Origin of the sequence: Streptosporangium sandarakinum (assembly GCF_013409935.1) — a bacterium.
Taxonomy (GTDB): domain Bacteria; phylum Actinomycetota; class Actinomycetes; order Streptosporangiales; family Streptosporangiaceae; genus Streptosporangium; species Streptosporangium nondiastaticum.
The window spans coordinates 1,322,972-1,335,476 of sequence record NZ_JACCCO010000001.1 but is presented as its reverse complement, the minus strand read 5'-3'; the positions used below and the strand labels follow the sequence as shown (position 1 = coordinate 1,335,476).

Here is a 12,505-nt window from a genome sequence, read left to right as displayed (position 1 = left end):
CCGGCCGCGCGGCGGTCAGGCCCGCCAGACCCGGCCCACCTCGTCCGCGACCGCGGGCGCCTGGGCGAGGCCGGCCTCGAAGGCGGGCTTCCACAGGCCCGGGTCGAGGACGTCGGCGCCGAACACGGCGACGGCCGCCTCGTCGGGCGCCACGTGGGCCACCGGGACGCCGCCCAGCTCGGCGATCTCGTCCCGGTAGCGAGTCCTGGGCGTGAAGTGCGCCAGCGGCTCCAGGACGACCACGGCCGAGCTGCCCGCCGCCAGGTCGGCGTTGGTGGCCGAGCGCACCCCGCCGTCCATGTAGCGGCGCCCGCCGATCTCCACCGGCGCGAACACGCAGGGGACCGCGCAGCTGGAGGCGACCGCCGCGGCCAGCGGCGCGCCGGAGTCGCGGTCCCAGACCGTGAACTCGCCGGTCCCGGCGTCGACCGCGGTGATCAGCAGCCGGCGGTCCGGCCACTCCTTCACCGGCAGCCGCTCGCCGACCGACTCGATCCTGGCGGCGCCCTCTGCGGCCAGGGCCAGCTCGCCGATCCGCCGCCGGGCCTCCCGCGGCTCCAGCGACGGGTCGTACAGCAGGCCGAAGGCGGCCATCACCGGCTCCATGTCCACGGCCGGCCGCGCCGCCGTCCCGGCGCCCGTCCCGCCGGCTCCGTTCGTCCCGTCCGCCTCGGCGGCGACCGCGCTCTCCAGGTCGGCCCCGGTGGCGACGAGCGCCCCCACCACCGACCCGGCCGAGGTGCCGACCACCAGGCCGGCCTCTCCCAGGTCCAGGCCCGCCTCCCGCAGGCCCGCCACGATCCCCGCCTCCCAGGCGATTCCCGCGATTCCTCCGCCGCCCAGCACCAGTGCTCTCGTCATACGCCCATTCTCACCGTCATCCGCCCGGACCCTCCGGCCGGATCTCGTGCGTACCCCCGGGGCCGGGAGCCCACTCCGTCCCCGGCCCGCCAGGGCGTCCCTCACCCCTTCAGGCCCGAACGGGAGATGCCCTCGATCACCCAGCGCTGGGCGGCGAGATAGATGACGATCACCGGGACGCTGGCGATCACCGCGCCGGCCATCAGCAGGTCGTAGCGGACGCTGTTGGCGCTCTGGAAGTTGCCCAGGCCCGCGGGCAGGGTCAGCGACTCGGGGCTGAGCAGCACGTACAGCGGCCACAGGAAGTCGTTCCAGTTCGTCAGGAACGACAGCAGGAACAGCGTCACCAGCGCGGGACGGGCCAGCGGCAGCGCGATGGCGGTGAAGATCTGCCACCGGTTGCCGCCGTCCAGCTCCGCGGCCTCCTCCAGCTCCCCGGGCAGCGTGATGAAGAACTGCCGCAGGAAGAACACCCCGAACGCGCCGGCCGCGGCCGGAACGATCACCGCGGGCAGGCTGTCCACCCACGCCAGCTCGTTGACTATCAGGAAGTTGGGGATCAGCAGCACCACCGGCGGCACGAACAGCGTGGCCACGATCGTCCCGAAGAGCAGGTTCCGGCCGCGGAAGCGGAGCCGGGCCAGCGCGTAGGCGGCGGGCGTGGCGGTGACCAGGACGAGCACCGCGTGCCCGGTGGCGGCGGCCAGGCTGTTGAGGAACCAGCGCAGTGCCGGGCTGTCGGCGCTGCCGAGGACCTCCCGGTAGGCGTCGAGCGTGGCCGGGTCGGGCACCCACCGCGGCTCCGTCGAGCCGGCGGCCTCGCGGGTCTTGAAAGAGGTGACGACCATGTAGACGAGCGGGCTCAGGTAGAGCGCCGCGATCACCGCGAGGACCAGGTGCAGCAGGGTACGGCGCAGCCGGCGGACGTCCCCGGTCACGGCTCCACCACCTCCGCGGGGATCACGGGGATCGTGGGGTTCACGGTCACGGTTCTCCCGCCTTCCTTCCCGAGGGCCCCGGTCATGCCTTCCTCCTGTCCCGGAACGCGCCGAAGACCAGCCCGCTGGCCACCATCAGGAAGGCGGCGAGGATGAAGCTCATCGCCGAGGCGGTGCCCATGTCGAACTGGCGCAGGCCGGTCTCGGCGATCAGGTAGATCGCCGTCTTGGTCTGGTCCGCGGGGGCGCCCCGGGTGATGAGGTAGGACTGGCCGAACATGTTGGCCGAGGCCAGGATCGTGGTGTTGACCACGAACAGCATGACCGGCCGCAGGCCGGGCAGGGTCACCGCGCGGAACCGGTCCCAGGCCGAGGCGCCGTCCACCATCGCCGCCTCGTGCAGCTCCCGGGGGATGTCCTGCAACCCGGCGAGGAAGATCACCGCGTTCAGGCCGAGCGTCCACCACACCGTCACCCCGACGAGGGCGACCCAGGCGGCCGGCACGTCGGTGGTCCACTGCACGTCCAGGCCCAGGTAGTGGTTGACCAGGCCGATGTTGCCGTCCAGCAGGAACTGCCAGACGACGCCGACGACCACGACGCCCAGCACGTAGGGGGCGAAGTAGACGGCCCGGTAGAGGTTGCGCCCCCTGAACCGGCCGTTCATCAGCAGCGCCACCAGCAGCGGCAGCAGGATCAGCAGCGGGACGGAGAAGACGGTGAAGATCCCGGTGGCCCGCATCGCCGACCAGAACCGCGACCCGTCGACGCTCCCCGGGTCGAACAGGTCGGTGTAGTTCTCCAGCCCGACGAACGGCTTGGCCGGCAGGTTGATGTCCCACTCGTGCAGGCTCGTCCAGAACCCGAAGCCGATCGGCAGGATCATGAAGACGGCGAACAGCACGAGGTAGGGGGCGCAGAACGCGTACGGCGTCCAGGACCGCATCCTGCTCGCGGTCCCGGGGGACCCGCCCGGTCGCGCCGCCCCGCGCAGGTCCCCCACCCCGGCCGGCAGGCCGCTCACCGACCGTACTTCCGCTTGTTGTCGGCCAGCAGTTTGTCCGCCGAGGCCACGCCCTCCTTCAGCGCCTCCGCGGGGGACGACTGCTTCAGCACGGCCTTGGCGACGGCCAGTTCGAGGGCCTTGCTCTGCACGTCGCCGACGCCCGGGACGGCGGGGATGAAGTGGAACACGTCCGGGTCGGCGGCCAGCTTGATCTGCGGCAGGCCGGCGATCTGCGGGTCCTGGCGGGCGGAGTTGCGGGCGGGGATCATGCCGGCCCTGGCCCACTCGGCCGACAGGCGGCCCATGTGGTCGATGAAGAACTTGGCGGCCTGGACCTTGTTGGGGTCCTTGCCGGCCTGGGAGGTCATCACGAAGTTGTGCGAGGAGCTCCACATGGCGGCGGTGCCGCCGATGTTCGGGATCGGGGACATGCCCCACTTCAGCGACGGGGCGTTGGTCTTGAGGTCGTTGATCTGCCAGATGCCGTCCCAGGTGAGGCTGACCTTGCCGTTCTTGAAGGCGGCGTACTGGCTGTCCTGGGCGACCTCGGCGGGGCTGTGGCCCTTGTCGATCTGCTCGACCATCCAGGCCAGGGCCTGCTCGCCCTCCGGCCCGCCCCACAGCGCCCTGGCGCCGTCCTCGCTGTAGAGCTCGCCGCCGAACTGCCACAGCAGGCTCATGAACATCAGGTGCGCCGGCCACTTGTTCGGCATCCAGAACGGGTTGGCGACGCCGGCCTTCCTCAGCTCCGTCAGCGCCTTCTCGTAGCCCTCCCGGTCGGCGGGCGCCTCCTTCAGCCCGATCTTGTCCAGGTGCTCGGTGTTCCAGTAGTCGGCCAGGCAGTGCACGTCCAGCGGCACGCTGTAGCGCTGGTCCCGGTAGACGCCGGCCTTCCAGATGGCGGGGATGTAGTCGGACTCGGTCAGCCCGAGCGAGCTCACCACGTCGTCCAGCGGCAGCAGCGTTCTGCGGGCGGCGAAGGTGCCGACCCAGTCGATGTGGATCACCGCCACGTCCGGGCCCTTGCCCGCGGCGATGGCCGTCGGCATCGCCGGGTAGAGGTCCTCCCAGCGCCGGGTGACGTTGCGGACCTCGATGCGGCCGGCGAACCGCTTGTTGAACTCCTCCAGCATCTTCCGCATGTGCGGGCCGTCGCCGCCGGTGAAGCCGTTCCAGTAGTCGAGCGTCACCTTGGGGCCGGTGTACTCCCCGCCGGAGAACGCCGGCGCGGGGGAGGCGGGCGCGGAGGAGTCCGCCCCGATCTTCGTGCCGCCTCCGCAGGCGGTCAGCGCGGCGGTGAGTCCCACGGCCCCCGAGAGGCCGAGGAAGGAGCGGCGGGAGAACGGACTGGTCATTGTCACTCCTGGGGGGACGCGGGGGCGAAGCGGACGATGTTCCAAGAGGAGGGGGAGAGCCGGAGCGAGGCGCGGCGGCCCTCGACGCGGGCGCCGGATCCGGGGCGGGGGACGACGCGGCCGGGCGCCTCGGCGGAGTTGGCGGCCGAGGGGTCGTCGTCGGCGAGCTCCAGGTGTTCCACCGCCCGCATTCCCCCGGGGAGGGCGACCTCCAGGTCGCACGGGGCGTTCCGGTCGCGGTTGACGGCGAGGAGCGTCGTCTCGCCGGTCGCCTCGTCGTGGGTGGCGGTGGCCCAGATCGCCGGGACGTCGCCGTACCTGGCGGTGGGGATCACCGCGCACTCGGGCTCCACCCGCAGCACCTGGCCGCGGGCGTGCCGGGCGGTCAGCGCGAACGGGTGGAAGATGGTCTGCCGCCAGGCCGGGCCGCCGGGCTCGGTCCTGATCGGGGCGATGACGTTGGCGAGCTGGGCCTGGCAGGCGACGCCGACCCGGTCGGCGTTGCGCAGCAGCGTGATCAGCAGGCTGCCGACGACGACCGCGTCGGTGACGTCGTAGGTGTCCTCGATCAGCCGGGGGTGCTCGGTCCACCCCAGCGAGGACTCGCCGCCGAACCGGCTCTGGTACCAGACGTTCCACTCGTCGAAGGAGAGCATGATCTTCTTCTTGCTGCGCAGCCTCGCGCCGACGTGGTCGGCGGTGGCGGCGATGGAGCGGATCATGTGGTCCATGTCGGCGCCGCTGGCCAGGAAGGAGTCGGTGTCGCCGTCCGTGGGGTCGTAGTAGGCGTGCAGTGAGACGTAGTCGACCATCTCGTAGGTGGCCTCCAGCACCTCGGCCTCCCACGAGCCGAACGTCGGCATGCCGCTGTTGGAGCTGCCGCAGGCCACCAGGGACAGGCCGGGGTCGAAGCGCTTGAGCGCCCGCGCGGTCTCGGCGGCGAGCCGGCCGTACTCGGCGGCGGTCTTGTGCCCCATCTGCCAGGGGCCGTCCAGCTCGTTGCCCAGGCACCACAGCCGAACGTCGTGCGGCTTGTCCACGCCGTGCGAGCGGCGCAGCTCCGACAGGGCGGTGCCGCCGGGGTGGTTGGCGTACTCCACCAGCTCCAGCGCCTCGGCCACGCCTCGGGTGCCCAGGTTGAGCGCCATCATCGGCTCCACCCCGGCCTTGGCGGCCCACGCCATGAACTCGTTCAGGCCGAAGCGGTTGCCCTCCAGGCTCCGCCACGCCAGGTCCAGGCGGGCGGGCCGCTCGTGGACGGGGCCGACTCCGTCCTCCCAGCGGTAGTTGGAGACGAAGTTGCCGCCGGGGTAGCGGACCACGGTGACCCCGAGCTCGCGGGTCAGCTCCAGCACGTCGGTGCGGAAGCCGTCGGCGTCGGCCAGGGGGTGGCCGGGCTCGAAGACGCCGGTGTGGACGCAGCGGCCCATGTGCTCGACGAACGAGCCGAAAAGCCGGGGATCCACCGGACCGATCCGGAAGGCGGGGTCCAGGGTGAGGCGGGCGGAGGGGGGCACGGCAGACCTCTTCCTGCGGGGGCTTGCGTGAACAGGGAAGTTTGTACAACGTTGTTTCAACGTTGTAAACAGTCGCTGCCACAGTCGATACCCGGGCGTTACGATCGACGGGTTCGCATCTCGCGCGGGCCGGGAAGGGCAGCGCGACCGGGGAGGATGGGAAGAGGACGTGGGAGTGAGCCTGCGCGACATCGCGCGCCTGGCGGGGGTGTCGGTGAAGACGGTCTCCAACGTCGTCAACGGATACGCCCACGTCTCGCCGGAGACCCGGGCGAAGGTGGAGAAGGTGCTCGCCGAGCTCGACTACCGCCCCAACCTGTCGGCGCGGAACCTGCGGCGCGGGCGCACCGGCGTGATCGCCCTGGCCCTGCCGGAGCTCGACGCGCCCTACTTCGCGGAGCTGTCCCGGTTCGTCATCGACGCCGCGGCCGAGCACCGGTGGCTGGTCGTCATCGAGCAGACCGACGGCGGCCTGGACCGGGAGCGGCAGGCCCTCGACGGGGTCCGCGACCACCGGGTGGACGGGGTCATCCTGACCCCCTTCGCGATCGGCGCCGAGGAACTGGCGGCCCGCACCGACGACACCGCCCTCGTCCTGCTCGGCGAGCGGATCCACGACGGCCCGGCCGACCACGTCGCCATCGACAACGTCCGGGCGGCCCGCGACGTCACCGAGCACCTGATCGGCCTCGGCCGCGCCCGCATCGCCGCCCTCGGCGCGCAGGACAACTCCGCCAGCGGCACGGCGCCGCTCCGCCTGGCCGGGTACCGCCAGGCCCTGGCCGAGCACGGGCTGCCCGAGACGGTCGCGAAGGTGGAGCGCTACCACCGGGCCGAGGGCGCGGCGGCGATGGCCGGCCTGCTGGCCCTGGACCCGCGGCCCGACGCGGTGTTCTGCTTCAACGACCTGCTGGCGCTGGGCGCGATGCGCACGATCCTCGCCGCGGGACTGCGGGTGCCCGAGGACATCGCGCTGGCCGGGCTCGACGACATCGAGGACGGCCGCTACAGCACGCCCACCCTCACCACCGTCGCCCCCGACAAGGCGGAGCTGGCCCGCATCGCGGTCGACCTGCTCCGGCAGCGCATCGACGGCCGACCGGGCCAGCCTCCCCGGGAGGCGCGGGCCGGCTACCGCCTCGTGCCCCGGGAGAGCACCCTCGGGAGGTGAGGGCGCCGCGGTTCCCCTCGCGACCCGGGACGGCCGCGGTTCCCCGCGCGGCCCGGGACGGCCGAGGGCCGGCGAGGCGGCAGGGCCCGGCCCTCGGGGGCGTCGCAGCCCGGGGCGGAACCTCAAGATTGGTGGAGGTAGCGGTACGATGCGCCCGTGCCCAACTCCGAACTCACTGTCGGCCAGCTCGCGACCCGCAGCGGCGTCGCCGTCTCGGCGCTGCACTTCTACGAGGCCAAGGGGCTGATCCGCAGCCGTCGCACGGCCGGCAACCAGCGCCGCTTCACCCGTGACACGCTGCGCAGGATCGCCTTCATCCGGGTCTCGCAGCGGGTGGGCATCCCGCTGAAGACGATCCAGGCCGCGCTGTCGGCGCTGCCCGAGGAGCGCACCCCCACCCGCGATGACTGGGCGAGGCTGTCGGCGACGTGGCGGTCGGAGCTGGACGACCGGATCAAGCAGCTCCAGCGGCTCCGCGACGGCCTGACCGAGTGCATCGGCTGCGGCTGCCTGTCCCTGGACCGCTGCGCGCTGGCCAACCCCGACGACGTGGCGGCGGCCCGGGGGCCGGGCTCGCGGCTGATGGTCGGCCGCCCGCGTCCGCGCCCGTACGCCGGCGAGATGTGCGAGCCCGCGGGCTGATCGGCCCGCCGTACGGCCCGCCGGAGCCGCGCGGCGGGAGGCCCGGGGCGCCGGCCGTACGGCCGGGGCCTCCTCGCCGGAACGGTCAGAGACCGTGGGCGCGCAGCCAGTCGCGGTTGGCGCGCTGGTCGTCCAGGATGCGGCGGATGTCCTGGCCGGAGCCGGGCACGTCCTGCTCGACGACCAGCCAGCCCTCGTAGCCGTCCAGCCCGGCGAGGACCCCGGCCAGATCGACCTCCCCGGCCCCGAGGGCGGGGAAGCCGCCGCCGGCGACCACCGCGGCCAGGTCGCCCCCGGCCGCCCGTACCCGGTCGCGCGCCGCGCGGTCGGCGTCCTTGAGGTGGACCTGCCGGATCCGGCCGCCCCAGTCGCGCAGCGCCGCCACCGGGTCGCCGCCCGCCAGCCACAGGTGCCCGGTGTCCAGGCAGAGGGAGACGTCGGTGAGCTCCAGCAGCCGCTCGACCTCCTCGGCGGTCTCCACCAGGGTGCCGAGGTGGTGGTGGAAGACGGGCTCCAGGCCCCGGTCGCGGCAGCGGTCGGCGGCCTCCTGGACCCGGGCGGCGAAGCCCGCCCACCCGGCGGCGGGCAGGCCCGGGGCGCCGTCGCGGGCGACCCGCGGCGGGTGGTCGGGGCAGGCGAGCGTGGGCCGCGGCGCGAACCGGCCGTCGGCGGGCGCCGCGTCGGCGAACACCGCCAGGGCGGCCTCCAGCCCCGGCAGGCCCGCCGAGAACGCCCCGGCGTCCTCGTAGCGCAGGTCCACCCAGCCGCCGGCCAGGCCCATCCCGGCCCGCTCCAGCCGCTCCCGCAGCTCATCGCCGGTGCCCAGGTATCCGATCGGCCCTGAGTCGATCCCGTCGTATCCGGCTCCGGCCAGCGCGCCGAGCATGGTCGCCGGGCCTATCGGCGCGTCGTCGGCCCGGTAGATCCCGAAGTTGACGGGGGCGTTCGCGACCTTGATCGACATCACTGCTCCAGGTGTCGCCGCTCCAGGTGGGCCAGCCAGCGGAGGGGGTTGTCACGGGTGATCAGGCGGATGGTGTCCTCGGTGATCCCAGCTTCGCGCATCCTGGGCAGGAACGTACGGAACAGGTGGCCGTAGCCGGCCCCGCCGTACCGCTCGATCTCCGAGACCATCGACAGGCCGCTGCTGAGCAGCAGCCGGTGGGCGTGTCCCTCCTCGACGAGGGCGAGGGCGTGCCGGAGCCGGTCCGGCCCGAGGGAGGAGAGGCAGACGTAGCCGCCGGCCTCGGCGACCTTGCGGAGGACCGCGTGGTCGGTCCCGGCGTCGGCGACGCTGACGCGGCAGGCGGGCAGCCCCTCGCCGAGCAGGATCTCCAGCAGCGCCACGGCGCCGCGGTGGTGGACCGCGACCGGCAGGCCCGAGGCCAGGGACGCCCGGGCGGCGGCGACCGCGCAGCGCTCCTCGGCGGGGGACGGCTCGCCGTCCCAGGCGCCGATCTCGCCGATCACACCGGGCCGGACGCCGGTGCCGTCCAGGCCGTCGCGGATCTCGGCCAGCAGGTGGGCGGTGAGCGTGTCCACGTCGGCGTCGAGCGCCCAGGCGGGCGTGAACGGGCCGGCGAAGAAGCCGGTCCCGGCCACCACGCCGACCCGGCTGCGCGCCGCGACCTTGGCCAGGGCCGCGGCGTCGCGCCCGGCGCCGATGCAGCTCAGCTCGACGACCAGGCCGAGGGCGTCGTACCGGCGCAGGCCGCACAGCTCCTCGGCGACGGCGTCCTCCTCGTCCAGCCAGCGGTTGGGGTCGGAGGCCGTGCCGGCCGCGCAGCGCAGGTCGCTGCGGAGGTGCTCGCGGGGGAGGACCGCCCCCTCGATGGCCGGCGGGGGGCACGGGCCGTTGACGGTCATCACGAGATTTGCCTCATGCATGAACGGACATTAGCCCATATTTGGGGTGAAAATCGAAGAAGGCCACAGGACTTTACCTTTCCGGCTTTAGTTGGATTAGCAAACTATTGACGGGATGTGCGCTGGTGTGTGACCCTCTGGGCGTTCATGCACGTGCATCACGGGCGGTCGAAGGTCAGGGTCCCGCCCCCTGACCGTGCATGGCGGTCTGACCATTGCTCCGCGAAGGGAAGCCGTACATGCGAAGAAGTCTGTTCAGCGTGCTCGCCGGGTGGTGCGCGGCGTCGGCGCGGTCGCCGAGGTGTCCACGGATCGTCCCGATTCCCCTGCGTTCGGTCATGGTCGGGTGGCACGATGAGGGCCGTGCGGCTTCGTTGCCGGTACCGGCTCTATCCGGACGCCGTCCAGCGTGAGGCGTTGGCGCGGGCGTTCGGGTGCGCGCGGGTGGTGTTCAACGACGGGCTGCGCGCCCGCCAGGCGGCGCGTGAGGCGGGCCTGCCGTACGTCTCGGACGGGGAGTTGTCGAAGCGGGTCGTCACCGAGGCGAAGCAGACGCCGGAACGCTCCTGGCTGGGCGAGGTCTCGGCGGTGGTGCTTCAGCAGGCCCTGGCCGACCTGAACGCCGCCTACCGCGCCTTCTTCGCCTCGATCACCGGCAGGCGCACGGGGCCGAAGGTCGCCGCTCCCCGGTTCCGGTCGAAGAAGGACAGGCGGCAGGCGATCCGTTTCACGAGGAACGCCCGGTTCTCGGTCACGGCGGGTGGGAGGCTGCGCCTGCCGAAGATCGGGGAGGTGCCGGTGCGCTGGTCGCGGACCCTGCCGTCGGAGCCGTCCAGCGTCACGGTCATCCAGGACGCGGCCGGGCGGTACTTCGCGTCGTTCGTGGTCGAGACCGGCGACGAGCCGCTGCCCGAATCGGCGGCCGAGGTCGGCATCGACCTGGGGCTGACGCACTTCGCGGTGACATCGGACGGCCGGAAGATCGACAACCCCCGGTTCCTGCGCCGGGCGGCGAAGAAACTCCGTAAAGCGCAGAAGGCACTGAGCCGCAAGGTGAACGGGTCGGCGAACCGGAACAAGGCCGTCGCCAAGGTCGCCAAGGCTCACGCCCGGGTGGCCGACGCGCGCCGGGACTTCGCCCACAAGCTCTCTGCGAGCATCATCCGTGACAACCAAGCGGTGTACGTGGAGAACCTGTCGGTGAAGGGCCTGGCACGCACGAGGCTGGCCAGGAGCGTCCACGACGCGGGCTGGTCGGCCTTCACCGCGATGCTGGAGTACAAGGCCGCCCGGTACAGACGGACCTTCGCGAGGATCGACCGCTGGTTTCCCTCGTCGAAGCTGTGCTCGGCGTGCGGAGCCATCGCCGAGACCATGCCGCTTTCCATCCGGTCGTGGACCTGCCCGTGCGGGGTGGCCCATGACCGGGACGTGAACGCGGCGATCAACATCCTGGCCGCCGGACGGGCGGACAGGCTAAACGCCTGCGGAGGGACTGTAAGACCCGCCGCCTAGCGGAGGGCAGGACCCGGTGAAACAGGAAGCCGCAGAGGTGCCGCGTGACGCGGCGCGGGCTGAATCCCCGGCCTTCAGGCCGGGAAGCGCGTCAAAGGATGGACGTCTCCTCGGCGCCCTGGCTCACCTTCGGCGGCAACCCGTCGCCGCCGGAGACCGCGCCCAAGCTCGGCTGGATGACGGAGTCCGTGGAGATCGACCCGTTCGACTCCAACCGCATGATGTACGGCACCGGCGCCACGATCTACGGCACCGAGGACCTCCTCAAATGGGACGCCGGCGGCCAGTTCACCATCAAGCCCATGGTCAGGGGCCTGGAGGAGACCGCCGTACTCGACCTGGTCAGCCCGCCCACCGGCAGGACGTACCCGGCGCTCTACGCCGCCGCCACCGTGGACGGCACCGCCGGAGTCTTCCGCTCCGACGACGCCGGCGCGACCTGGGTGCGGATCAACGACGACCGGCACCGGTACGGCAACATGGGCGACGCCATCACCGGCGACCCGCGGATCCACGGGCGCGTCTACCTCGGCACCAACGGCCGGGGCGTCCTCTACGCCGACCCGTCCGGGACCGTCCCGCCCGGCGACGACACCACCCCGCCCTCCAGGTCCGGCAGGCCGGCCGCCTCGTCGGTCACCTCCTCCGGCGCCACGCTCACCTGGGCCGCCTCCACCGACGACACCGGCGTCAGCGGCTACGACGTCTACCGGGAGGCCGGGACGACCGACGTGAAGGCGGGCTCGCCGGCCTCCCCGGCGTTCACCCTCACCGGCCTGTCCCCGGCGACCTCCTACACCTACTACGTGGTCGCCCGGGACGCGGCGGGCAACGTCTCCGCCGCCTCCGACCCGGTCACGTTCACCACGACGTCCGGCGGCGGCCAGCCGGGCGGCTGCACCGCCGCCTACAAGGTCGTCAACTCCTGGCCCGGCGGTTCCAGGGCGAGGTCACGGTGAAGAACGCCGGCACCTCGGCGACCAACGGCGTCCCGGCCACCGTCGCCTGCACGGCGGGCTGATCCCGCGCGCCTCCGGCCGGAAAACGGCGGGAACCGGCCGGAGGGGCTCCCTCTATCCTGGAGCGAAACCGACCGTACGGGGGAGTACGTGACGATCTCCGGTGGAACGCCCGACGCCCAGGGCGGGACCGCCCGCCAGACGAGAGCCGCGGACCTCCGCGGCGAGACCGGCGGCCCGTCCGGGGCCGGGGACGAGGACCCCGGCCCCGGCGGGGACGCGACGGTCCGCCGTTCCGGCATCCAGGGATGGCTCGACGGCATCCGGTCCACCCGCACCGGCCACCTCACCCTGAAGTTCGTCATCGGCGTCATCGGCGCCGTGCTGGTCATCGGCGGCCTCATCATGGTCCCGTTCCCCGGCCCCGGCTGGCTGGTGGTCTTCGCCGGCCTCGCCGTCCTGGCCACCGAGTTCCACTGGGCCCGCCGGCTGCTGGAGTTCGGCAGGCGGACCCTCGCCGCGTGGACCGCCTGGCTCGGCCGCCGGGGCTGGACGGTCAGGATCCTCGTCGTCCTGGCCGCCGCCGTCGCCGCCGCCGCCATCGTCTACTACGGCCTCAAGCTGAGCCTGGGCATCGACCTGATCGAGGAGGCCCGCCGCCTCCTCGACCGCTGA

General features: G+C 72.9%; 12 protein-coding genes. 5 read left to right on the top strand and 7 right to left on the bottom strand.

Going from position 1 to position 12,505, the window contains the following annotated elements; genetic code table 11:
- Positions 1–15 precede the first annotated feature (15 nt).
- The 5 genes from HDA43_RS05810 to arfA all read right to left on the bottom strand — a co-directional run bounded on the left by HDA43_RS05810 (position 16) and on the right by arfA (position 5,677).
- Positions 16–861, bottom strand: coding sequence for a patatin-like phospholipase family protein (locus HDA43_RS05810; protein WP_179818688.1), 846 nt, complete (start codon positions 859–861; stop codon positions 16–18).
- A 101-nt stretch (positions 862–962) separates the two neighbouring features.
- A complete protein-coding gene (locus tag HDA43_RS05805; RefSeq protein ID WP_218911613.1) occupies positions 963–1,799 on the bottom strand; it encodes a carbohydrate ABC transporter permease in 837 nt (278 codons plus the stop codon).
- Between the two features lie 82 nt (positions 1,800–1,881).
- Positions 1,882–2,823 (bottom strand): carbohydrate ABC transporter permease, encoded by a 942-nt coding sequence (locus tag HDA43_RS05800; RefSeq protein WP_218911612.1) that lies wholly within the window; start codon positions 2,821–2,823, stop codon positions 1,882–1,884.
- Positions 2,820–4,160, bottom strand: coding sequence for a substrate-binding domain-containing protein (locus HDA43_RS05795; RefSeq protein ID WP_179818687.1), 1,341 nt, complete (start codon positions 4,158–4,160; stop codon positions 2,820–2,822). Before HDA43_RS05795 ends, HDA43_RS05800 begins: the two co-directional genes overlap by 4 nt.
- Positions 4,161–4,162: 2 nt before the next feature.
- Positions 4,163–5,677: an arabinosylfuranosidase ArfA gene (gene arfA, locus HDA43_RS05790; protein ID WP_179818686.1), complete on the bottom strand. Its 1,515-nt coding sequence runs from the start codon at positions 5,675–5,677 to the stop codon at positions 4,163–4,165.
- A 175-nt stretch (positions 5,678–5,852) separates the two neighbouring features.
- On the opposite strand from arfA, the gene HDA43_RS05785 reads away from it, so the two are divergent.
- Together HDA43_RS05785 and soxR are read left to right on the top strand one after the other, a co-directional pair.
- Positions 5,853–6,848, top strand: a complete 996-nt coding sequence (locus HDA43_RS05785; RefSeq protein WP_312873034.1) for a LacI family DNA-binding transcriptional regulator — start codon at positions 5,853–5,855, stop codon at positions 6,846–6,848.
- 156 nt (positions 6,849–7,004) lie between these two features.
- Complete coding sequence (gene soxR, locus HDA43_RS05780; protein ID WP_179818684.1) at positions 7,005–7,490, top strand: redox-sensitive transcriptional activator SoxR; 486 nt, start codon at positions 7,005–7,007, stop codon at positions 7,488–7,490.
- Positions 7,491–7,575: 85 nt separating this feature from the next.
- On the opposite strand, the gene HDA43_RS05775 is transcribed toward soxR, so the two are convergent.
- Both HDA43_RS05775 and HDA43_RS05770 read right to left on the bottom strand, forming a co-directional pair.
- Positions 7,576–8,454 carry a sugar phosphate isomerase/epimerase family protein gene (locus HDA43_RS05775; RefSeq protein ID WP_179818683.1) on the bottom strand — a complete coding sequence of 293 codons (879 nt, stop codon included), beginning with the start codon at positions 8,452–8,454 and terminating at the stop codon, positions 7,576–7,578.
- On the bottom strand, positions 8,454–9,377 hold the full coding sequence (locus HDA43_RS05770) for a phosphotriesterase family protein (protein ID WP_179818682.1): 924 nt from the start codon (positions 9,375–9,377) through the stop codon (positions 8,454–8,456). Before HDA43_RS05770 ends, HDA43_RS05775 begins: the two co-directional genes overlap by 1 nt.
- 333 nt (positions 9,378–9,710) lie before the next feature.
- Here HDA43_RS05770 and HDA43_RS05765 point away from each other — a divergent pair, with 333 nt between their 5' ends.
- The 3 genes from HDA43_RS05765 to HDA43_RS36310 all read left to right on the top strand — a co-directional run bounded on the left by HDA43_RS05765 (position 9,711) and on the right by HDA43_RS36310 (position 12,505).
- Positions 9,711–10,871, top strand: a complete 1,161-nt coding sequence (locus HDA43_RS05765) for an RNA-guided endonuclease InsQ/TnpB family protein (protein ID WP_218911611.1) — start codon at positions 9,711–9,713, stop codon at positions 10,869–10,871.
- 98 nt (positions 10,872–10,969) lie between these two features.
- Positions 10,970–11,830, top strand: coding sequence for a fibronectin type III domain-containing protein (locus HDA43_RS05760; RefSeq protein WP_179818680.1), 861 nt, complete (start codon positions 10,970–10,972; stop codon positions 11,828–11,830).
- 150 nt (positions 11,831–11,980) lie between these two features.
- Entirely contained in the window at positions 11,981–12,505 is a 525-nt protein-coding gene (locus tag HDA43_RS36310; RefSeq protein WP_312873033.1) for a TIGR02611 family protein, read from the top strand.

Coding starts and splice junctions, on each gene's coding strand:
- HDA43_RS05770 (WP_179818682.1), bottom strand. CDS start 9,377: ATGCATGAGGCAAATCTCGTGATGACCGTCAACGGCCCGTGCCCCCCG.
- HDA43_RS05775 (WP_179818683.1), bottom strand. CDS start 8,454: ATGTCGATCAAGGTCGCGAACGCCCCCGTCAACTTCGGGATCTACCGG.
- HDA43_RS05760 (WP_179818680.1), top strand. CDS start 10,970: ATGGACGTCTCCTCGGCGCCCTGGCTCACCTTCGGCGGCAACCCGTCG.
- HDA43_RS05795 (WP_179818687.1), bottom strand. CDS start 4,160: ATGACCAGTCCGTTCTCCCGCCGCTCCTTCCTCGGCCTCTCGGGGGCC.
- HDA43_RS05765 (WP_218911611.1), top strand. CDS start 9,711: ATGAGGGCCGTGCGGCTTCGTTGCCGGTACCGGCTCTATCCGGACGCC.
- HDA43_RS05810 (WP_179818688.1), bottom strand. CDS start 861: ATGACGAGAGCACTGGTGCTGGGCGGCGGAGGAATCGCGGGAATCGCC.